Genomic DNA, 22,489 nt, shown 5'->3' on the forward strand with positions numbered 1-22,489 from the left:
CACTTACTTTTGCCATAAAAAAAACCCCCGTAAAAGTTAGATTGATGTCTAACTTTTACGGGGCAGTTCATAAATCCCGATGGCTTTTGTCTATAGTAGGTGGGAAGGTACTTACTTAGAGCATTAACCCTTCCATGGACTTATCTATTAAGACTCTTGAGTTTGAAATAGCTCTACGGCAATATCTGGACGATCAGTGATAATTCCTTTTGCGCCGTTATTAATTAATTTTTTCATTGTGTCTAAGTCATTGATTGTCCAATAATGAACAGGAATGTTGAGATTATTTAAAAACTGAATAAATTTTGGAGAATCTAAAGCGATAACCCCTGATTTAGGAGGAATTTGGAACACATCTACTTTTGGATGATATAAATGTCCAAATTGACTGGAGAATGAAGCAAATGCTTTTCTCACATCTGATTCTCCTGCACCAAGCGCTACCTGATTTTGGGCATATAAGTTAAAGCGATCTATTTGCTCCCCATAAAAGCTTGTTACAATGACACGATCCTCTGCGCCTAGTTCTTCAATTAAACGCCAGAGCTTAGAAGGCATTAGACTTCCTTCATAAGTTTCAGGGGCATCTTTAATATCAATATTGATCAACATATGTGGATACGCCTCAAGTAGCTCTCGTAATGTTACAACTTGTAATTTATCCTCACGGTAAGGGAAGGATCCATCCAAATCTTCAAATTGATAGCCATGATTTAAGGCATTTATTTCTGCCAAAGTCATATCAGCTATAAGACCATAGCCGTCTGTTGTTCGTTCAACTGTATCATCGTGGAAAACAATAATTTCTTCGTCTTTTGTTAAACGTACGTCTATTTCAAATCCGTCAACGCCTAGCTGCGCTGCTTTGTCAAAGGCGATCATAGTATGTTCAGGTGCTAAATGAGCTCCGCCTCGGTGTGCAAGAATGATTGTGCGATCAAATTGTAATGCTTGTTTACCTTCACGTTGCTGTGGTTTAGAAATAGCTTTACTACCTGCCCAAGCTGCCGCACTTGCAGCTGCGATTGCAATTGCTATTTTAGTTTTCTTCCCCATATTCGTCCTCCTTAACAATTTTTTACCTATTAAAGTAAATGGTGAATTCATTGTGCAATGACTAGCTCCCACATCCGTCCGAGAGCTTTAAAAACTAGTAATTAGTTAAGTGAATGATGATTCTTTCATGCTTCCTTGATGGAGGTATGAGGCATTATCATCCTTCAGCAAAATGTACATTCATTCCGTGGAAAAATAATCATGTAAGCTATTTAAAACAACTGATTCGAATTCCTACGATGTTTAACGTAGTATGCTTTTCCATTATAACGGAAAATCGAGTGTTCTGTCAGCTAAACTCTGTTGCTATCATTTTCTGGTCTATGGTATTCTTTTAGGTAAGAAATGAGGGAATCCATTATGAACGAACGACAAGGGCTAATCGTTTACGTCCATCAATTAAAACATGCGAAGTCTCTTCGGAAATATGGTCATGTTCTTTATATTTCTAGAAGACAAAAATACGTAGTGCTGTATTGTAATCGTGAGGACATTGAAATGTTGACAACAAAACTACAACGCCTTCCTTTTGTGAAAGACGTTGTGGAATCTTATCGTCCATTTGTCAAAACTGAATATGAAAATGCAAAGCCGGATAAAGCAAAGGAATATGACTATAAAGTAGGTCTATAATATTATGCCAATGCTGGTATATAGTTATTTAGTCTTAATATGCCGATTAAGTATTGATAAAATAGTTTTGATTCCGAAAATATAGATGAGTGCTTTATTTCTACAACAACTGCTTTTCGGTCTAGTTGTTCTATTTGTGCTTCAAACATTTTTTGTCGCTTAGTTGGTTCATCATCATGATAAGGGATGCCTTCGCGACAAATATATATTGGCATGAATTTACTCTCACCAACTGGTTTGAAGGCAACGGCTAAGGAGATTACCTTTTTATCTCCTTTTGTAGATGTTAGTATAAAGGCCTGATGAAAGCGTTCCTGATTGGTTTTAATAATTTCAAGTAGCTCGTATACATCACCATAGCCTTCTCCTAATTCTATAAATTGTTGTGGCATAATAACTGCACATCCTTTCCAATATCATAGTATCATGCTGCGGGAGGTCAAGCACATGAAATTTGCATTAAGCTTTTTTTCTATTTTAGTACTTATTATTTCAGGAACGTTATTTTTCCAGTATCATGCATACTCATCTGATTTAGAAACCGGCATAGGGGATTTTCATTACTCTCAGGAAATAGAGATTGTTTATCGTGAAAATAGCTTAGATATTCGTCAGCATTTTAAAAATTTACCCAATCAAAAGGTAAAAATTAAATGGCCAGAAAAGGCAACAAACCCTAGTTGCTTTATCGAGAATGAAAAAAGCTGTGATCGATTATCAGATGAGGTCTCTTATTTTGCAAAAGGAGAAACAAAATCACAATCTGTGTCATACATAATTCCGATTGAGGGTGGCTTGAAAAATAAGATGCTCCTTCAAGATGTTTTTGCTACACTAATAAATGGTGAAGCGTCCTATTCAATTGTTCATATTTCTACAGATAGTAAAATTAATGGACAATGGATTACAGGTTTACCATTAGTAGGTCAACAACAGCTATCACTTGTTAACTATACGATGTTTAGAGGCAACGGGACTGTTCATGACCTTTATTGGCAAGCAGGAAAACTCAAAGTACAAGAACAAACGCCTGTATTATCAATTTATGCACAACAGGCTATTCCTAATGATTTCCTAAAATCATTAGAGAATTTACAGTTTTTAAATGATGAACATATTGCAATTATTCAAGAAAAAAGTCCTGTCCCAGTTCATGATGAAAGATTGTTATTTTTACCAACACTTACAGCACAAGCTGTTGAACAGGAAGTCATTTTGTCCCAAATAAAATCGCAATATACATTTGTAGACTCTCCAGAATGGTTGCTTGAAGTTGTCGCATCCTATTTAGTAAACGATCCAATAGGTGGAGACAAAGCAAAGAAAATTGTGAAGACATTAAATGATTATATGACAGATAGCCAACAGCAGGCTTGGCAGGATAAGTTGAAAAAGCTTGGAGATGATCCTATATCTCCAAACACAATGGATGAGTATTTATCGCAAGTGTTAGATGCTAAGACTTCTTACTTTACGTTAAATGCAGCCCACAAAGACGGAACGTATCCATTATTATTTGAGGATCCTCGAGATGTGTATGTAAATGATGTATTGAAGGAAGACGTTCATGTTATTCTATATGAAGGACAAGCGTTATATACGGCAGATACGTTATTACCTTATCTAGGTTACACAGTTGGAGAAGGGAAGAACGGCTATTATGTAAATAGCGAGCATCGTACATTCCGATTCCCTAAAGAACCTGGTTTTTATGTATTTAATCAGCGGAGATATTCAACAATTTCAGAGCCAATTATTAAAATTGCTGATCAATATTATGTGGAAGAAGCTTGGTTACAACGTTTATTCTTAGTTGAATTACAAAAGAAAGAGGAACGTATTCAAGTATTAACACAAGAGCAATAATAACTTTTGCAGCGGAGGGCTTTCCTTTCGCTGCAAAAGTACTTTATATGGATGAAAGTACGGTGATAGATTATATGAGAGTTGTAGCAGGAGAGCGTAAAGGAATGCCGCTAAAGGCAATAGCTGGGAATACGACGAGGCCTACAACTGATAAAGTGAAGGAATCGATTTTTAATATTATTGGTCCTTTTTTTGATGGAGGTACTGCACTTGATTTGTTTGCAGGAAGCGGTGGTTTAGGTATTGAATCGCTAAGTCGTGGTGTAGAGCGTGCTATTTTTATTGAAAAAGATGCAAAAGCCTTTCAGGTGCTGCAAGAAAATATTAAAAAATGCCGTTACGAAGAACATACTGAGCTGTTTCGCATTGATGCAAAGCGTGCTGTGAAAGCGCTATTAAAGCGTGATATTACGTTTTCATTAGTTTTTTTAGATCCCCCTTATCATCAAAAGGAATACTATGACTTAGTACAATTACTCGTTGATAATGAAAAAATTCAACAAAATGGTATTATTTTATGTGAACATGCAAAAGAAGTAACATTGCCTCAAAGTTTTGGTGAGTTTGTTTTAAAAAGACAAGAAACATATGGCGGAACAATTATTTCTGTTTATCGCTGTACAGAGGAAGAGGGAGAATAAGTTGTCAGAGAAAATTGCTGTAGTTCCTGGAAGTTTTGACCCTGTGACATTTGGCCATTTAGATATTATTAAACGTGCAGCGGATGTGTTCGATATCGTCTATGTAGCCGTATTAAACAATTCAGCAAAAAATCCGTTGTTTTCTGTAGAGGAGCGTATGGCTTTAATGGCTGAAGTAACAAAAGCGTTACCTAATGTTCGGATAGAAAGTTCTTCAGGTCTTCTCATAGACTATGCTAAAGAAAAAAAAGCTAAGGCCATTGTACGTGGCTTACGAGCAGTTTCAGATTTTGAATATGAAATGCAAATTACTTCTATGAACCGTTTTCTAGATGAAACAATCGAAACATTCTTCATTATGACGAAGAATCAATACTCATTCCTAAGTTCCAGTATTGTAAAAGAGGTTGCGAAATATGGAAGTGATGTAAATGAGTTAGTTCCAAATTGTGTTGTACAAGCTTTAAAAGAAAAATATGGTTTTACCCAATAGTGGTTGAAGAGGATGTCGGTAATATACGCTGAACATCCTCTTTTTTATCGGTGAAAACTAATTATTTCAGAAAAAATAGAGCATAAATAGTTGGTACAATGATTATGCTAAGGAGGCGGAATTTTAGATAAGGTCTCACAGAAAGTTTGGCGGATTTAGCAATCACAAAAATTTGTAAATGAATACTTATACTTTGCATCGTTAACAAAATGACAACTAGTAAAGAGGTATACGGGAAATCCGGGAAGGCTGTGACGGTCATTTTAAGACCATTTGTCACTTCTAGGATAGCGGCTAAGGACAGTTCAATCGAATAAGGTAGCTTCGGTATTAGTTGATCTAAGCCCTGTTGCACGATAGTCTGAATGGTTGTGAAAAAGATAATGGTTGTACCCACTAATAAAATGGTTGGGGCAGTTTCTTTAATACTTTCCGAAAAGGGAGCTGTGTACAGTGTAGTGTTGTGTACTGTGATGGTTGGTGAATCCGTTTTGCGGTATAAAAAGTAACCAGTTACTAAGCAACAAATATTAAACGTATGTAGTAAACATAAAAACAACCATCCAAACGTATTACTGTGTAGTAAATCAAGGCTTACAAAACCTAACACGAATAATGGACTTGGTGCATGACAAACGGCTAGTAGAAAATTTGCTTCCTTAGGATGTAATTGTCCACTGTTTTTTAAGTAAACAACAGTAGTCGCTCCAGTAGGATAGCCTCCAAGTGCACTAATAATGTAGGCTTGTACGTATAAAGAAGCTCTTTTTGTTTTTGTACGCATAGGGGCTGTTAAACGCAGGAGCCATTGTGTTAACACCAAATACGGTAGTAAATACGGAAATAGCGCCTCCATGAAAAGAGATAAGCCTAAATCAGTACCACTATGAGCAGTTTGTGGGAATAACAAGAGTAAGAGAATTAGAATTACGCAGAGCGCTATTTGAATTGTAGCAAACATATGATCATCTCGTTTCAACTTTTTGTCATTCACATAGGCAAATGCTAAAATTAATATATGTGTGAAAGGCAAAAACATGAACGTATGGTTTTGCAAGCGTCCTAGGAGGTGTATTCAAGTGAAGAGAAAAATTGGCATTTATGCGGTGTTAATAGTCGTGATTTGTTCTATGATGTTATACCGACTAGACGCGTATATTATGAAACCTGGTAGTGCCTATGATGTCAGTAAATTTGTTACGGTCGATAGCAAGGAGGCAGATAGTTTAGGGTCTATGAGTCTTATGACAGTTGCCATGCAACAAGCCACACCGCTTTCATATTTATGGGCTAAAACTCAAAAGTATCAAAAGCTTATGGATATTGAACAAGTCCGAAATCCATTAGAGGATGATGAGGAATATAATGTTCGACAGTTAAAATTAATGTCTGACTCCCAATTTAATGCAAAATATGTAGCTTTCCAAAGAGCGGGATTAGAGACAAAAGTTCATTTTAATGGTGTCTTTATCTTAAATGTATTGGATGGTGGCGCTTCAGATGGCATCTTAAAAGCCGGGGATGAAATAATTGAAGTAGATGGTCAAAAAATAACTAATCAGCAAATGCTTGTTGAGCTTTTACAGCCTAAACAGCTCGGGGATCAAGTATCCATTCAATTTATACGTAATGAAGAACAGCAGAAGGCAACGATCACATTGAAAGAAATACCAAATGCACAGGAGCATAGAGCCGGTTTAGGGATTTCTTATACAGAAAGCAAATCGATAGAAACCAATCCACAGGTGACAATGAAGACAGAGGATATTGGCGGTCCTTCTGCAGGATTGATGTTTACACTTGAAATATTAGATCAACTTCTGGATGAGGATTTAACGAAAGGTTATGCCATCGCTGGTACAGGAGAAATGCTAGTTGATGGATCTGTTGGTCGAATTGGGGGAATTGACTATAAGATTATAGCGGCTGATCGTGATGATATGGAAATCTTTTTTGCCCCTGATGATGAAATTTCTCCAGAAATGAAGGTAAAGTATCCAGAGTTAGAATCCAATTATACGACTGCTGTAAAAACAGCGAAGGAGATTGGGACAAAGATGAAAATTGTACCTGTGAAAAACGTGGACGATGCCATAAATTATTTAAAGCAGCTACAATCAAAATAAAAGACGATAAAGGGATGCTAGAACCCATCTAGCATCCCTTTTATGACTTTAATAACGGATTGGTGGTGTTTGATAATCTTTTGGAAGACTTACCGCTGTACCGCCTTGCTCTATACTTAAATTGTATAGCTCTGCAGCATGAATATCGATGGCCAGCATAGCATTATTTGCAGCTGCAACACGGCTTATTAAAGGTAATTCGATATCTTTTTTACGCTTTCCTAAATAAGCTTGGCCGGTTTCGCTCATGCCCAGTAAACGGATAAATGATGGGCCTTCAAAGCTGTGTAGCTGTTCCTTTGTAAATCCTGTATAAATATGTGTAATCATACGTTGAAGGCGGGTCCATGTATAACGTTTAGATTTTATTTTTTCCATAAAGCTGTTAAAGGATGAGCTGTTTTTGGCTGCTTTCATTATAGCATTCTCAATCCCCTCAGTTACTTCTGCATAACGTGTGAGCTCGGAAGGTGTGTGTCTCATAATAGTGAACTGTAATAGTGGCCAAAATGATTCCCAGCTAGCAAATTTTTTATAGTGTCTGTGCCAGTCTGCCAAATAATCAAAAGATTTCTCTGGAACAACCTTTTGAACACTCTGTAAAGAACTTGTAGTTGCTAGGGCTTTACGTATTCCTGTAGCGCTTGCGATGGATGCATCCTCTTTAAGTTCATCATGATAACCTGCTGCAATACGAGGGATGGTAAGTGGCTGTATGTTACTGTCCAGCGTTCTCACCGCCTCGAGATAATGAAAGCCAAGAATATTATTGGGTTGTGCTAGATCAATGTATGGAGCAGGGAACTTCTGAGTAAGCTGTTCATAGGCGTAATATAGGCTTTTAGGATAGCTAGCTCCTGTTTTAAGGCTGTCTTTAATAAGTGCGTCATACTCTGTACGGTTATTGTCGATCAATTCAAAAGTGTTCAAGAACGGTTGGATAGAGCCATCCTCACTACCAAAAGCAAACGAGTCGCAGCCAACAGCAGTTAATAATGAAATCGCACCCTTGGCAAAATCAGTTGCAGGAGCTGTACTATAGACATAAGGTAGCTCAATGACAATGTCTACACCACCTGCGAGTGCCATTTTTGTTCGTGTCCATTTATCAACCATAGCAGGCTCACCGCGTTGCAAAAAAGTTCCACTCATAACAGCGATGACAATATCTGCTTTCGCAACTTTTTTAGCCTGTGTTAAATGATAGGCATGTCCGTTGTGAAAAGGATTATATTCAACAACAATTCCAACTGCTTTCATGCTTTACCTCCTGATCATTTATGTTTTATGGTAAGCTGTCTAGAGCAAATATACTTCTTATAGTATATAATTATAGGTAGGTTTTAAAGAGGTGACAAGAAATTATCTTGACATCTAATTTTACACATTATATAATCAACATTGTTGTCTCGAGGTGATTAAACGAATGAAATGGTCAATTCATCAATTATCTAAATACCGCCAAAACGGGATGCCAATCGATGCCTTTGTCCAACTGGACGAAGTGATGGAGCGAAACCAGGATATTCGAGCAATTTCGCCCGTTCATGTAAAAGGGCTATGTACTTTTGGTGCATCGCAAATGACATGTCAGTTAACTGTGACAGCGACGTTAACGCTACCATGTGCTCGCACTTGGGAGGATGTTGAGTTTCCTATCGATGTTGAGACAGTTGAAATTTTCAGCTGGATTGACGAAGAACAACGAGGAGACGATGACGGAGACATTCACTATATTGACGGTGAAGTCATCGACATGAAACCAGTTCTTGAAGAGCTAGTGCTGCTCGAGGTACCTATGCAAGTGTTCAAGGAAAATACCGAAGGACAAGTGCAAGGTGGTAAAAGCTGGTCTTATGCAACAGATGAAGACGTAAAGCTACACAAAAAAGCTGACGAACAAAAAGTGGATCCAAGACTAGCTGCTTTAGCTAAGTATTTTGATCAAACAGACGAATAGACGATCTGTAAGGAGGTGCCATCAATGGCTGTACCATTTAGAAGAACTTCTAAAACTGCAAAAAGAAAGCGTCGTACGCATTTCAAATTATCTGTACCTGGTATGGTAACTTGCCCTAACTGTGGTGAGGCTAAATTATCACACCGTGTTTGCAAAGCTTGCGGACAATACAAAGGTAAAGAAGTAGTAAGCAAATAATACAGTGTTTGCTCACTTAAAAGGCTAGTAGAGAGACCATGGCTCTATACTAGCCTTTTTTTGATGGATTAAAAACAGAATATTGCGTTGATTGTGAAGTTTAATATAATAGTGAAATAATTGTATGATACAATTTGTTCATGGAGACAAAGGGGGGAATAATATGAGTTATATGATCGACAATCTTGATGGTGTTATGACTTTTACAATTAATCGAGAAGAGAAGCGTAATGCTGTCAATGATGAGGTTATGAATGGTCTTCAGGAAGTCATTACGTATATTCGGAAACATGAGGATGTGCGTTTTTTAGTAGTAACAGGTGCTGGAGATAAATCATTTTGCTCTGGAGGGGATTTATCTGAGTTTCATTCGCTGGAGACAGAGGATGAGGCATTTGGTATGTTAAGTAAGATGGGGAAAATATTATATGACCTTGCTACACTCCCGGTGCCCACTATAGCGCTTATAAATGGTACCGCAGTTGGTGGAGGTTGTGAGATTGCCACAGCTTGTGATTTTCGTTTAGTGGCAAACCATGCAAAATGTGGTTTTATTCAAGGGACCTTAGCCATTACTAGTGGTTGGGGTGGTGGTACATATCTTTTTGAACGAGGTTTACGTCATGACCGAGCATTAAAAATGCTTGTGGATGCGAAGCCGTATCCTGCGCAGTTGCTCTATGAAATAGGGTGGGCAATGCGAGTTTTTGAAGGTTCAAAAGATGAGGCGTTAAATGATTTTATTGAACATATGCGAAAAATTCATCCTTCCGTTCATAAAGCTTATAAGGAAATCGAACTTCGTAAATGGCGAGAACGAAATATGTATGAGCGGGTGTTGGAGGAAGTTCGTACGTGTGCAAAATTGTGGGAAAGCGAAGCGCATCATCTGGCTGTTAATAATTTCTTAACAAAGAAGAATAATAAGTGATGTATAAAGGCAGTGATGAAAGAAAAACATAACCACTGTCTTTTTTCATGCAATGATTCTATTTTGCTCGCTACTGCATATAGTAGTAAAAAATGCGAGGGTGATAGATTATGGAATTGAAAAAAAGAAAAGATCAATGGACAAAGGAAGACGATGAAAGACTAGCAGAAATTGTCTTGCATAATGTGCAAAATGGCAAAACGCAGTTGGAGGCTTTTGAAATGGCGGCTGTGGAGCTGGGCCGTACAAAGCAGGCGTGTGGCTTCCGTTGGAATAAAACATTACGTGGTCAATATAGTCAGTCATTATTAGCGGTACGAAATCAACCCCAACAATCTATGCGAAGTCACTTGAAATTGGCATTGACAAGTTTTGATGAATTAACAGATGCTTATCAAACTCTTGAAATGAGACATCGCGAGTTGCAAAATGAACATGAGAAATTAGTGAAGTGGCTACAGCAAGGCTATTCGTTAATGAAAGATTAAACTTCAGTAACTATGAAGAGCATACAATATTTATCTTTCCTAGAGATAAAACCCTTTCTGTATATCGTCAATAATCAGCCAATCTTGTATAATAGAAGAACCTGTTTAGGGGTGCCTTAGAATTTATTCTGAGGCACCTTATTCTTATAGCTTCATAATGTGGAGAGGAAAGGGTGTAAAATGAAAATGAAAGTAGCAGTTATTGGTGCGGGAGCGGTTGGTCAATTAACAGCAAGCTTTTTAGCAGAGTCAGGAATGTCAGTATCGTTAGTTACAAGAAAACAGGAGCAGGTAGAAAAGCTAACTACCGATCAATTAACGCGATTGAATGTTGATGGAACTAAAACTGTACAAAAAATTGTTTCTACAACAAAATTAACTGCATTACCACCTCAAGATTTAATTGTGATTGCTGTTAAGTATGTTCATTTACAAAATCTCTATGACCAATTAGCGTCACTATCAAATGAAATACCTTTGCTCTTTATGCAAAATGGCTTAGCTCATTTTGAGGAGGTACTAAGTTTACCTCAAAAAAATATCGCGTTTGGCTCTGTATCTTTTGGTACACAATTGCTGAATCAAACAACGGTTCAACATAGAGGAATTGGTCCTTGTAAAATAGCTATCGAACGTGGGGAACAACCTGTTTTTCTAAAGTTGTTACAATTACAAAATCCATTGTTTCCAGTTGAAATGGTTGATAATGCGGAGAAGATGCTATTTGAAAAAGCAATATTCAATAGCTTAATTAATCCATTAACTTGTGTATTACAAATAAAGAACGGGGAACTAGTGACTAATACACGAGCGTATGCACTTATGGAGAATATTTATCAGGAGTTAACGATTGCGTTCAAAGATCTTGAGCGCACTATATCTTTTGGAGATGTGGTAGACTTATGTAGGCAAACAGCCGAAAATACATCTTCCATGCTTGCAGATCGTATGCAGGGAAGAAAAAGTGAGATTGAAACAATTGTTGGTGCCATTTTGGATAAAGCTTTAACAAATGGTCATCATTTGCCTACTTTGCGTACTTTATATCTCCAAGTACTTGCGATAGAGGAGAGCGGTGAACAAAGTTGAAAGACCTTTTACATATTATTGTTAGTATCGTTATTTTTTGCCCAATTGTACTTTTTATTATAGTCTATCTAATTAGCCGGAAAGTTAAAATACGTGGCACCCATGCATTTGGTGCGGCCTCTGATGTGACAACCTTCTGTTTGTTCTTTTCAGTGCCCTTAAGCGTTGGAGTACTGTGGCAAGTAAATGTAGGGGGACTTTTAGTCATCCTTGCAATAATGATGGCTATGATTTTTACATATATTGATTGGCGGACAAAAAAGGAAATAGAAGTGAAGCCTTTATTAAAGAAAATTTGGCGTTTTTTATTTTTATTACTGAGTACCGCGTATATTGTGATCTGTATGATCGGCGTCATTCAGTCCCTTGTAGACTATTTACAGGTTGCCTAAGCATTTTCTTTTCATGTTGGAGCTATAAGGGTTAAAATAATAGCATTATAAAGTAGATATAAAAAATCATTTTTTATGGATGGGAAACTGATTAAATATCATAAAGCCTAGTGCTAGAAGAATAGTTCAGTAATATTGCACAGTGCTATGTTCATGGTAGGGCAAATGCAATATGGGCTAAAAACATTTACAGCATCATGTGCATAATATGTGAGGAATCAATTTCTCGTTATAAGTAAAATAATGATTGAGTGAGTAGAGGAGCTTATGTTAAATGAAACTGGAGTCTATCCAAGTACCTATAAAAAATAATGTGCTAGCCGATTACTGGTCGCCAAATACTGCCATTCATCAGTTTTTTGAATACAATTTTAATGATCAGGCTTTTGAGAAAAGAGCGAAGTATTTAGCACAACATGCCAGAGATCAAAAAGAGCTGACATCCATCATCCGTCAATTTATGGAGCCACTAGGGCTATCACAAAAAGCGAATGAACATTTGCAACAACTAGAACAAGGAGCTATGGTCATAATCGGTGGCCAACAAGCAGGTATCTTAACTGGCCCTCTTTACTCCGTTCATAAAGCGATTTCAGTCATTGTGTTAGCAAAAGAGCAAAGTGCGAAGCTTCGAAAATCTGTGGTACCTGTTTTTTGGATAGCTGGAGAAGATCATGATTTGGAAGAAATTAATCATACCTATACGGTGCATGGTGAATTATTAAAAAAACGAGCATACAGTGAGCGCTCTAGACGTAAAACAATGGCCTCGGCAACAATGCTAAATAAAGAGTCGATGACACAATTTATCAATACCATTGTTAGAGATATTGGGGAAACCGAGTATACAGAGGCGCTTATTAAACAATTAGTAGATGTGCTAAACGAAAGTGAGACATTTACTGATTTCTTTGCGCGGTTAATGAACCAATTATTTAAAGATGAAGGGTTACTGTTAATTGATGCAGCGGATTATAATTTCCGTCAATATGAAAGTAACAATTTTGCACATCTCATTCAGCATAGTGAAGAAATTGCTAGAGTTGTAACAGAAAAGGAAGAGCTGCTAGAGCAAACAGGCTACGGTAAGCCTATTTTGGCGACACGAGAAGCGGCTAATTTATTCTATGTAGAGGACGGAGAACGTCATCTGTTAGAAAGAAAAAATAATCTATTTATTAATTTAGCGGCAAACCTTAAGTTTACTCGAGAAGAGCTATTAGAGATTGCCAAGAAATATCCAGAGCGTTTGAGTAATAACGTAGTGTCCCGTCCATTAATGCAGGAAATGACGTTCCCTGTACTGGCATTCGTCGGTGGCCCAGGTGAATTAGCTTATTGGGCGACATTAAAAAGTGCATTTTCTATACTAGACCTACAAATGCCTATATTTGCCCCGCGCCTTCATATGACGATTGTGACACGCCATGTAGAGCAATTATTGCGTGAACATCAATTAACTGTTACGGATGTTTGGAATGGCAAAGCTTTAGAAATGAAAGAGCGTTTTATTGATGATGTGCAAGATAGTGAGGCTAAACGTCAAATTCAGGCTATGGAGCAGTTATTAGCAGAAAAGTACAGTGAGCTTGCATCATATTTAGAGGAACAGCATTTAACTTTAGATAAAATCATTGTTAAAAATCAAGAAAATCATGCAAAACAATTTGACTACCTTCAGCAAAAAATTGAGCAAACGGTACTCGATAAGCATGAAACTACTATCCGCAAATTTACGACGCTACAAAATGAGTTGTATCCAAACGAAGGTTTCCAGGAAAGAACTTATAATCCGTATCAATATTTTAATGAGTTTGGACCTATGTTGATTGCTGAAATGTTAAAGCAAAACTATAGTATTGGCAAACACCACTATTTACTTTATTTATAAACCCATGTACCGGGTTCTTTGTGCCTAGTTAATTATTTGATACAATATGGATTTGATGAATTATGTCTATAAAAATAGTATTTAAAGAGCTATCCTCCTAAGGGTAGCTCTTTCTTTGTGTCATTTAGCACATATCAAAAATCCCTATCAAGGTCTAATTGCACATTGAGAGATAAAATGTCAAGTTTTTTTTAAAAAAAGTGGAGGAAAGTGGGGGGATGTGGTACATTATTTAATAAAGTGGGGTGAGTAGTATGTTCATGGGAGAATATCAACACTCCGTTGATGCGAAAGGGCGATTAATCGTGCCGGCAAAATTTCGTGAAGCTTTAGGCGAAGCGTTTGTTGTCACAAGAGGTCTCGATAACTGCCTATTTGGCTATCCTATGAATGAATGGCGAAAACTCGAAGAAAAGTTAAAAGATTTACCGATGACCAAAAAGGATACACGTGCATTTGCAAGGTTTTTCTTTTCTGGAGCAACAGAGGTAGAAATAGACAAGCAGGGGCGAATTAATATTCCAGCTACTCTTATGCAACATGCACATCTTGTTAAGGAATGTGTAGTGTTGGGGGTTTCAAATCGAATTGAGATTTGGGCTAAAGATGCATGGGAAGCCTACTTCAGCGAGTCTGAACAATCTTTTAATGAAATTGCAGAAAATATGATTGGCTTTGATTTTTAACTTTTGATAAGCATGTCAATGCAAAGTTGACATGAGGTTAAGGCCTGAAAGGAGCGAGTGGTATGTTCGATCATACAACCGTGTTATTAAAAGAAACTGTTGATGGGTTGAACATCGATCCTGATGGTGTATATGTGGACTGTACTTTAGGTGGTGCAGGCCATAGTGAATATTTAGTACAGCAATTATCAGATAAAGGTCGTTTAATTTGTTTCGATCAAGACATGACGGCTATCGAAAATGCGAAAATTCGATTAGCGCCTTATATTGAGCGCGTCACGTTTATCCATTCGAATTTCCGGTATTTAAAAGAAGAATTATTGGCTCATGGTTTTGAACAAGTGGATGGTATTTTATATGACTTAGGCGTATCTTCACCTCAGTTAGATACACCTGAACGAGGCTTTAGCTATCACCATGATGCACCACTTGATATGCGCATGGATCAAACGGCAACACTTACAGCTTTTGAAGTTGTCAATCAATGGGCATATGAAGATTTAGTACGTATTTTTTTCCGTTATGGGGAAGAAAAGTTTTCAAAGCAAGTTGCCCGTAAAATTGAAGAGGCGCGTAAATCAGCCCCGATTGAAACAACTGGACAACTTGTAGAGCTTATTAAAGAGGGTATTCCAGCAGCGGCACGCCGAAAAGGTGGGCATCCAGCAAAGCGCATTTTCCAAGCAATTAGAATTGCTGTCAATGACGAGTTAGGCGCGGCAGAGGATTCATTAGTCGATGCGATTGATATGATAAACGTAGGTGGACGCATTAGTGTCATTACGTTCCATTCATTGGAGGACCGCCTATGCAAGACAATCTTTAAGGAAGCGTCATCATTACCGGAATTACCACCAAATTTACCTGTAATTCCTGATGACATGAAGCCAACTTTAAAGCTGATTTCACGAAAACCAATTGTTCCTTCTGATGAAGAATTAGAAGTGAATAATCGGGCGCGTTCCGCAAAGCTTAGAGTGGTGGAGAAAATTAACGACAAAGGGCGTGAGTAAATGGCAGCCGTACGTGTAAGGCAACAGCACCAACATCAACAAGTGCAACAACCGATAACACCACCTAGTCCACAACCCACTATCATACGTCGTAAAAAAACGAACCAGAAGTTTGAGAAGACAATGCTAATTGTTTTAGTTAGCATTATTGCTGTATTAGGAGTCCTAGTATTAAATAAACAAGCAGCTATTCAAACGACAAGCATGGACATTCAAAAGATCGAATCAGAAGCAGATGAGATTGCAAAACAGAATGTTGACTTAACGGTTCGTGTAAGTGAACTTTCTACATACGAAAACATATGGAAAAAAGGAAAAGAACTCGGTTTAACTCAAAATGAGAAAAATGTAAAGGTAGTGCCGGGAGAATGAAAAAAAAGAGATTTCGATTCCAATGGGGAGCCTTTCTATTATTGATTTTTTATGGAGGGCTCTTTTTTCTATTATTCACAAGAATGGTGAACATTCAGGCGACAGGGCAAATAGAAGGACAGGAGCTTGCGGCAAGAGCAGCTGCTAAGTATGGTAAGGAAAGTGTTATCACAGCAAACCGAGGAAAGATTTATGACCAAAACGGTCAAGTGATTGCAGAAGATACGTTAAGCTATCGTCTAGTTGTTGTCGTAAGTGAAGCAGCTACAACAGATCCAAAGAAACCTAGGCATGTTGTAGATGCTGAAAAAACGGCTCAAGTTTTAGCAAAGTATATTCCGGCAATGCAAGGAAGAGAAGATGAAGTTCTTAAAAAGCTAAATAATCGCTATAGAAGCGATGGTAAACCATTATATCAAGTGGAGTTTGGGAGTTCTGGACGCGGTATTAGTCACGAGGTTATGAGTAAAATAAAGGAAGAAAAATTACCAGGGGTTCTATTTGTTAGTGATTTAAAACGTTATTATCCAAATGGTGTCTTTGCTTCACATTTAATTGGCTATGCATTGAAAAAAGATAACGAGGATGGGACTATCACAACAAAAGGCGAAATGGGTCTAGAATATACGTATGACAAAGAACTGACAGGCGTTAATGGTAAAATTAAATACGAAACAGATGCCTTCAGTTATTTATTACCCAACAGCGAGAAGATGGTGACACCTGCTAAAGATGGGGATGATATTTATTTAACAATTGATAAAACCATCCAAAGTTTTTTAGAGGAAGCGATGTCATCGGTTGAAAAGGAATACAATCCGGAATCTATGACTGCGGTTGTAGCAGACCCGAAAACAGGGAAAATATTAGCGATGTCCCAGCGTCCTACATTTAACCCAGAAACACGTGATAGTCAAAATATGAAATGGCTGAACGAAGTAATTGAAGAAACGATTGAGCCTGGTTCAACGATGAAAACATTTACACTAGCTTCAGCTATTGATACAAATACATGGGAACCAAACACTAAATTTCAATCAGGTTCTTATACTATACTTGACCGTACTATTCGAGATCATAATCAAGTCGGTTGGGGCCCTATTACCTATTTAGAAGGATTCCAACGATCTTCGAATACAGCCATGGCAAACTTATTAAAATTAATTGGTGAAGATGTCTTTATTGAGTATTTAGACCGCTTTGGCTTTGGGCATAAAACAGGGATTGATTTACCAAATGAGGCAGCAGGTACAATATTATCTAAATACCCAATCCAACGAGTGACAACAACATATGGACAAGGGTCAACCGTAACACCTATCCAAATGATCCAAGCCATGACTGCTATTGCGAATGATGGTAAGATGATGCAGCCTTATGTGATTGACCGTATTGTTGATTCATCAACAGGGAAGGTTATTCAAAACCATGAACCTGTTGAAAAAGGACAGCCAATCAAAGCAGATACAGCGAAACAAGTACGAGAAATCCTTGCCTCTACACTGACATCAAAATTTGGTACTGCGAAGGATTTTATTCTAGAGGATTATGAGGTTGCAGGGAAGACAGGGACAGCACAAATTCCGAGAGCAGATGGTACGTATGCTTGGGGTGCTAACCAATTCCTATATTCATTTTTAGGTATGGCTCCTGTCGATGATCCTCAGCTCATCATGTATGTCTCAGTGAAAAAACCCAAGTTAAATAATGAGCTTGGGTCAGTACCGGTATCTAAAGTGTTTAACCCTGTTATGTTAAATAGCTTAAAGCACCTTAATATTAATCCAGGTGATGTACAGTATGTGGATAAGGTAGATATTAAGGATTATACAGGTCAAAGTGCTGAGGCGATTGAGGTAGAACTAGGAAATGATGGATTACAGCCTGTTATTGTTGGAAGCGGGGGTAAAATCATAGATCAATATCCGAAAGATACAAAACAACTAGTTAAAGGTAGTTATGTATTTTTGAAGACGGATGGCGATATCATATTGCCAGACTTTACGAATTGGTCATTAAGAAATTTACTTGTTTTCAAATCTATGACAGGGGTAGAGATGGAGATTTTCGGTGAAGGCTTTGTAGCGAGTCAAAGTGTGTCCCCTGGGACTATTATAACGGATAGTTCACCGATTGTTGTTAAGCTCAAAACACCTGCTGAAAGCTTTGTGCAAGATGTAGAGGCAGCTTCTGAGGGTGAAATTGAACAAGTAGAAGATGAATAATACTGAATAGAAGTCCACTTTATTTCATACGTTGTAAAAAACAAGGTGTGATGTCGAATGAAGTGGATTTCTATCCATTCTAAAAAGCGTTTACGTATTTTATATGTGTTGTTTATGTGTGCGGCAGTGGCGATAGTGATTAGGCTTTTCTTTTTGCAAGTGTTGGATCAAAAGGAACTAACAACGAAGGCAGAAGAGAACTGGGACCGAGAAATACCATTTGCTAATGAACGAGGGCATATTACTGATCGAGATGGTGAGAGTATTGTAACCAATAAGCTTGCACCGACATTATATTTTATGCCTTCCCAGAGTAAAGATATTGAAGGGGCAGCTGAAAAAATTGCGCAAGTTCTGGAAGTGGACAAAGAGAAACTGCTAGAGAAGATGAAGAAAAAAGCCTATTTAGTAAAACTAGCGCCAGAGGGGAAAAATATCCCCTATGAAAAAGCAGTGGAATTACAAGGCTTACAAATTGAAGGACTATATAGTGGTGTCGACTACTCAAGAGACTATCCATATGGGACACTTTTATCTCGATTTTTAGGCTTTACAGGGTATGATGCACAAGGTTTAGCTGGTATTGAATATGAATATGATAAGTTTTTGCAGGCTAATTCATCCGCAATTCGCATTTTTACCGATGCGAAGGGCAATAATTTACCGAATGTCGCGAGTGCTTGGAAAGCTGGCGAGGATGGAGCAACTATTGAGCTAACGATTGATGTCGATGTCCAACAGGTCGTTGAACGTGAATTGTCACAGGCTATGAAGCGCTATGATGCGGACCAAGCATTGGCCATTGCTATGAATCCAAATAATGGAGAAATCTTAGCGTTAGCCTCTTATCCAACTTTTAATCCGGCTGAATACCAATTAGTCGAGCCTGCGATTTATAATCGGAATTTACCTGTGTGGATGACGTATGAACCGGGTTCTACTTTTAAAATTATTACTCTTAGCGCTGCATTGGAAGAAAATTTAGTGGATTTAGAGCATGATACTTTTTATGATCCAGGGTATACGATGGTTGCTGGGGCAAGGCTTCGTTGTTGGAAGCGTGAAGGGCATGGACATGAAACCTTCTTAGAAGTTGTGGAGAATTCCTGTAACCCAGGCTTTATTGAATTAGGGCAGCGGTTAGGTAATGAGCGATTATTGCAATATATTAAAGATTTTGGCTTTGGTCAAAAGACTGGTTCCAATATTGCTGGTGAAGCTTCAGGCATTTTATTTTCTAAGGAAGCCTTCGGACCTGTTGAACAGGCTACAACCTCATTTGGGCAAGGAGTAGCGGTAACTCCAATTCAGCAAGTTCAAGCGGTAGCAGCAGCAATAAATGGAGGCAAGCTTTATACGCCTTATGTTGTGAAAAAAGTATTTAATCCCAATACAGGGGAAGTCATACAAGAAACTAAACCGGTTGTCAAAAATCAGGTGATTCGTGAGGAGACTTCTTCAAAGGTTCGGGGCGCATTGGAGTCTGTTGTTGCGAATGGTTCTGGTCGACAAGCCTTCCGAGATGGTTTACGAATTGGCGGTAAAACAGGAACAGCACAGAAGGTTGAAAACGGACGTTACAAAAGTGGAGAATATATCGTATCATTTATTGGCTTTGCGCCAGCTGACAATCCGCAAATTGTCGTCTATGTAGCAGTCGACAACCCTAAAAAGACGACACAGTTTGGTGGCGTCGTAGCAGCACCTATTGTTGGGCAAATTATTGAGGATGTTGCACCGTTTGTAGGTATTGAAAAATCGAAGGAACAGCTTGAAAAGGATTATCGTTATGGTGATCCAATTACTGTGAAGGTACCAAATTTTATTGGTCAGACAAAGGATGATATTGCCAAGCAGTTTTATCCATTCCGTATAGAATGGCATGGAGAAGGGACAAAAATTGGTAACCAATTACCTGAAGTGGATAGTGTTATCAAACAAGATGGTACCATTCATTTATATTTGGAGAACTGAAATAACTTTACCTTTAAAAAATGGGAAAGAACCACTATTATTATGAAGGGTAGTAATAAATAAATGAAAGTTTATGCTTTTTTCCTAACGAAGAAAGTGAAACAAGATTTAAAGGAGATTTTTCAATGAAACTCGCAACAACACTTACCATTTTAGCTCTTGCTTTTATAGTAACAGTTATCCTGGCACCAATTAGTATTCCACTTCTTCGACGCCTAAAGTTTGGGCAAAGTATTCGTGAAGAGGGACCGAAATCACATATGAAAAAAGCTGGTACACCAACAATGGGCGGTATAATTTTCTTAATTTCTATCGTCCTAACAACTGTTGGTGTAGGAAGCTTTTTAGATTTATTAACGACTCAGACCGTAGTACTTTTACTAGTATTAGCAGGATTTGGCTTAATAGGTTTACTGGATGATGGTTTGAAGGTTGTATTTAAAAGGAATTTAGGGTTAACTTCTCTTCAAAAATTAATTGGTCAAATTGTTATCGCCATCCTTGCATATTTTCTACTGCATGTTGGATCGTTTGATACAACGCTTGCTATTCCATTTACAGATTGGACAGTTGATCTTGGTGTCTTCTATGTTGCCTTTTTAATTTTTTGGTTAGTAGGCTTCTCCAATGCGGTGAATTTAACAGATGGTTTAGATGGACTAGTGGCAGGAACTGCATCGATTGCTTTTGCGGCATTTGGCGTTATTGCACTTTTCCAAAGCCAAGCTGATATTGCTTTATTTGCATTTGCTGTTACAGGAGCATTATTAGGGTTTTTATTATTTAATGCGAATCCAGCAAAAGTATTTATGGGTGATACTGGTTCATTAGCATTAGGTGGGGCATTAGCCATGGTATCGGTATTAGTAAAAGAAGAGTTTTTACTTTTACTGGTTGGCTTGGTATTTGTCATCGAAACATTATCCGTTATTTTACAGGTAGGAAGCTTTAAGCTGCGTAAAAAGCGTATTTTTAAGATGAGCCCAATCCATCACCATTTTGAATTATCAGGTTGGTCAGAGTGGAAAGTAGTGCTTGTCTTCTGGTCAACTGCCCTAGCAGTAGCATTGATTGCAGTCTTATCGGAGGCGTTTTAATGAAAAACTATACAGATTTACAACATAAAAAAGTACTTGTGTTAGGCCTAGCGAAAAGTGGTGTGGCCGCTGCAGAAATTTTGCATGAGCTCGGCGCCTTTGTTACAGTCAATGATTCCAAACCATTTGATGAAAGCCCGGATGCACAGGGGTTATTACAAAAGGGGATTACCGTGATTTGTGGCCGCCATCCTGAGGACTTACTGGATGAAGGTTTTGAATTAGTCGTTAAAAACCCAGGTATTCCTTATAGTAATCGCATTGTAGCGGATGCACTACATCGCGATATTCCTGTGTGGACGGAGATTGAACTTGCTTATTTAATAAGCGATGCACCATTCATAGGTATTACAGGCTCGAATGGTAAAACAACAACGACTACTTTAATATTCGATATGTTAAACAACGGAAGTAAAAATCCATTGATTGCAGGGAATATCGGTACAGTTGCTTGTGGCGTCGCTAAAGAAGCTAGTGAAGAAGACATTATTGTAACGGAGTTGTCATCGTTCCAATTGATGGGGACTAAAACATTTAAACCTAAAATTTCTATTCTAACAAACCTTTATGATGCCCATCTTGACTACCATGGAACATTTGATAATTATGCTGAAGCGAAGTTTGCTGTGACGCGTAATCAAGATGAAAGTGATTACTTTATTTATAATGCTGATCAACCAATTGTAGTTGGATATGCAGCACAATCGAATGCGCAAAAAATTCCATTCAGTTCAAATGGCCGTACTGTCAACGGAATCAGCGCAGACGATACAACGATATATTGGCAAGGGGAACCTTATATGGACCGGGCAAATATCGCGCTTCCTGGAAAGCATAATTTAGAGAACATCCTAGCAGCAGTGGCAGCCTGTATTTTAGTTGGCTGTGACAAAGGGAAGATGGAAGAGGTTTTAGCAACATTCGGCGGAGTGAGACACCGTACTCAATTCGTACGCGAATGGAATGGTCGGAAGATTTATAATGACTCCAAAGCTACAAACTGTTTAGCAACAAAAAGTGCTTTAGATGCATTCCAGGCGCCTGTTATTTTGCTAGCAGGTGGCTTAGATCGAGGCCACTCTTTTGAGGAGCTTCGATCAAGTATGAATCATGTCAAAGGCGTCGTCGCATTCGGAGAAACTGGATTACGTTTTGTTGAATTTGCAAAATCGTGTGGTGTCCAACAAACAGTTATCGCTCAAAATGTGGAAGACGCTGTACACTATGCAGCACCGATGTCAGCAGAGGGAGATATTATATTATTATCTCCAGCATGTGCAAGCTGGGATCAATATGACAGCTTTGAAATACGCGGAGATGTTTTTATTGATGCTGTAATGAAGCTGTAATGAGCCTGT

At 38.1% G+C, this 22,489-nt stretch carries 23 protein-coding genes; 19 read left to right on the top strand and 4 right to left on the bottom strand.

The window, feature by feature from the left end; translation table 11 throughout:
* Positions 1–147 precede the first annotated feature (147 nt).
* Entirely contained in the window at positions 148–1,056 is a 909-nt protein-coding gene (locus B3D94_RS12500) for a glycerophosphodiester phosphodiesterase (protein WP_069480265.1), read from the bottom strand.
* Positions 1,057–1,416: 360 nt separating this feature from the next.
* On the opposite strand from B3D94_RS12500, the gene B3D94_RS12505 reads away from it, so the two are divergent.
* Positions 1,417–1,689 carry a YlbG family protein gene (locus tag B3D94_RS12505; protein WP_036123750.1) on the top strand — a complete coding sequence of 91 codons (273 nt, stop codon included), beginning with the start codon at positions 1,417–1,419 and terminating at the stop codon, positions 1,687–1,689.
* Positions 1,690–1,691: 2 nt separating this feature from the next.
* On the opposite strand, the gene B3D94_RS12510 is transcribed toward B3D94_RS12505, so the two are convergent.
* A complete protein-coding gene (locus tag B3D94_RS12510) occupies positions 1,692–2,081 on the bottom strand; it encodes a DUF7147 family protein (protein ID WP_069480266.1) in 390 nt (129 codons plus the stop codon).
* A gap of 55 nt (positions 2,082–2,136) precedes the next feature.
* On the opposite strand from B3D94_RS12510, the gene B3D94_RS12515 reads away from it, so the two are divergent.
* The 3 genes from B3D94_RS12515 (at position 2,137) to coaD (ending at position 4,689) form a co-directional block, all read left to right on the top strand.
* Positions 2,137–3,555 carry an RNA polymerase II gene (locus B3D94_RS12515; RefSeq protein WP_291757486.1) on the top strand — a complete coding sequence of 473 codons (1,419 nt, stop codon included), beginning with the start codon at positions 2,137–2,139 and terminating at the stop codon, positions 3,553–3,555.
* Between the two features lie 74 nt (positions 3,556–3,629).
* Entirely contained in the window at positions 3,630–4,196 is a 567-nt protein-coding gene (gene rsmD, locus B3D94_RS12520; protein ID WP_036162598.1) for a 16S rRNA (guanine(966)-N(2))-methyltransferase RsmD, read from the top strand.
* A 1-nt stretch (position 4,197) separates the two neighbouring features.
* A complete protein-coding gene (gene coaD / locus B3D94_RS12525; RefSeq protein ID WP_069480268.1) occupies positions 4,198–4,689 on the top strand; it encodes a pantetheine-phosphate adenylyltransferase in 492 nt (163 codons plus the stop codon).
* Between the two features lie 61 nt (positions 4,690–4,750).
* Here coaD and B3D94_RS12530 read toward each other — a convergent pair whose 3' ends face one another.
* Entirely contained in the window at positions 4,751–5,650 is a 900-nt protein-coding gene (locus B3D94_RS12530; protein WP_254664228.1) for a hypothetical protein, read from the bottom strand.
* A gap of 118 nt (positions 5,651–5,768) precedes the next feature.
* Between B3D94_RS12530 and B3D94_RS12535 the strand changes: the two genes are divergently transcribed.
* Positions 5,769–6,815 (top strand): SepM family pheromone-processing serine protease, encoded by a 1,047-nt coding sequence (locus tag B3D94_RS12535; protein ID WP_083244611.1) that lies wholly within the window; start codon positions 5,769–5,771, stop codon positions 6,813–6,815.
* Between the two features lie 48 nt (positions 6,816–6,863).
* Here B3D94_RS12535 and B3D94_RS12540 read toward each other — a convergent pair whose 3' ends face one another.
* Positions 6,864–8,075, bottom strand: coding sequence for a nucleotidyltransferase (locus tag B3D94_RS12540; protein ID WP_069480271.1), 1,212 nt, complete (start codon positions 8,073–8,075; stop codon positions 6,864–6,866).
* A 166-nt stretch (positions 8,076–8,241) separates the two neighbouring features.
* Between B3D94_RS12540 and B3D94_RS12545 the strand changes: the two genes are divergently transcribed.
* From B3D94_RS12545 to murD, 14 genes are all read left to right on the top strand, one after another.
* Positions 8,242–8,775: a YceD family protein gene (locus B3D94_RS12545; protein ID WP_069480272.1), complete on the top strand. Its 534-nt coding sequence runs from the start codon at positions 8,242–8,244 to the stop codon at positions 8,773–8,775.
* A gap of 24 nt (positions 8,776–8,799) precedes the next feature.
* On the top strand, positions 8,800–8,973 hold the full coding sequence (gene rpmF, locus B3D94_RS12550; protein WP_004224819.1) for a 50S ribosomal protein L32: 174 nt from the start codon (positions 8,800–8,802) through the stop codon (positions 8,971–8,973).
* 163 nt (positions 8,974–9,136) lie between these two features.
* Positions 9,137–9,904: an enoyl-CoA hydratase/isomerase family protein gene (locus B3D94_RS12555; protein ID WP_069480273.1), complete on the top strand. Its 768-nt coding sequence runs from the start codon at positions 9,137–9,139 to the stop codon at positions 9,902–9,904.
* A 110-nt stretch (positions 9,905–10,014) separates the two neighbouring features.
* The gene (locus tag B3D94_RS12560; protein ID WP_036123766.1) at positions 10,015–10,392 is read left to right on the top strand and encodes a transcriptional regulator; all 378 of its coding nucleotides are present in this window, start codon (positions 10,015–10,017) and stop codon (positions 10,390–10,392) included.
* Between the two features lie 180 nt (positions 10,393–10,572).
* Positions 10,573–11,481 carry a ketopantoate reductase family protein gene (locus B3D94_RS12565; RefSeq protein ID WP_291757495.1) on the top strand — a complete coding sequence of 303 codons (909 nt, stop codon included), beginning with the start codon at positions 10,573–10,575 and terminating at the stop codon, positions 11,479–11,481.
* On the top strand, positions 11,478–11,873 hold the full coding sequence (locus tag B3D94_RS12570; protein WP_069480275.1) for a DUF3397 domain-containing protein: 396 nt from the start codon (positions 11,478–11,480) through the stop codon (positions 11,871–11,873). Before B3D94_RS12565 ends, B3D94_RS12570 begins: the two co-directional genes overlap by 4 nt.
* A gap of 274 nt (positions 11,874–12,147) precedes the next feature.
* Positions 12,148–13,764 (top strand): bacillithiol biosynthesis cysteine-adding enzyme BshC, encoded by a 1,617-nt coding sequence (bshC, locus tag B3D94_RS12575; protein ID WP_069480276.1) that lies wholly within the window; start codon positions 12,148–12,150, stop codon positions 13,762–13,764.
* A 254-nt stretch (positions 13,765–14,018) separates the two neighbouring features.
* Positions 14,019–14,450, top strand: coding sequence for a division/cell wall cluster transcriptional repressor MraZ (gene mraZ / locus B3D94_RS12580; protein WP_008173894.1), 432 nt, complete (start codon positions 14,019–14,021; stop codon positions 14,448–14,450).
* A 62-nt stretch (positions 14,451–14,512) separates the two neighbouring features.
* Positions 14,513–15,463 (top strand): 16S rRNA (cytosine(1402)-N(4))-methyltransferase RsmH, encoded by a 951-nt coding sequence (gene rsmH, locus B3D94_RS12585; protein ID WP_025113838.1) that lies wholly within the window; start codon positions 14,513–14,515, stop codon positions 15,461–15,463.
* Positions 15,464–15,835: a cell division protein FtsL gene (ftsL2, locus tag B3D94_RS12590; protein ID WP_069480277.1), complete on the top strand. Its 372-nt coding sequence runs from the start codon at positions 15,464–15,466 to the stop codon at positions 15,833–15,835.
* Complete coding sequence (locus B3D94_RS12595; protein WP_291757502.1) at positions 15,832–18,060, top strand: penicillin-binding protein; 2,229 nt, start codon at positions 15,832–15,834, stop codon at positions 18,058–18,060. Before ftsL2 ends, B3D94_RS12595 begins: the two co-directional genes overlap by 4 nt.
* Before the next feature lie 57 nt (positions 18,061–18,117).
* Complete coding sequence (locus tag B3D94_RS12600) at positions 18,118–20,034, top strand: stage V sporulation protein D (protein WP_291757503.1); 1,917 nt, start codon at positions 18,118–18,120, stop codon at positions 20,032–20,034.
* Between the two features lie 125 nt (positions 20,035–20,159).
* Complete coding sequence (gene mraY / locus B3D94_RS12605; protein ID WP_025113842.1) at positions 20,160–21,131, top strand: phospho-N-acetylmuramoyl-pentapeptide-transferase; 972 nt, start codon at positions 20,160–20,162, stop codon at positions 21,129–21,131.
* Entirely contained in the window at positions 21,131–22,480 is a 1,350-nt protein-coding gene (gene murD / locus B3D94_RS12610) for a UDP-N-acetylmuramoyl-L-alanine--D-glutamate ligase (protein ID WP_069480280.1), read from the top strand. Before mraY ends, murD begins: the two co-directional genes overlap by 1 nt.
* The last annotated feature ends 9 nt before the right edge of the window (positions 22,481–22,489 follow it).

Origin of the sequence: Lysinibacillus sp. UBA5990 (assembly GCF_002429815.1) — a bacterium.
Lineage (GTDB): Bacteria > Bacillota > Bacilli > Bacillales_A > Planococcaceae > Lysinibacillus > Lysinibacillus fusiformis.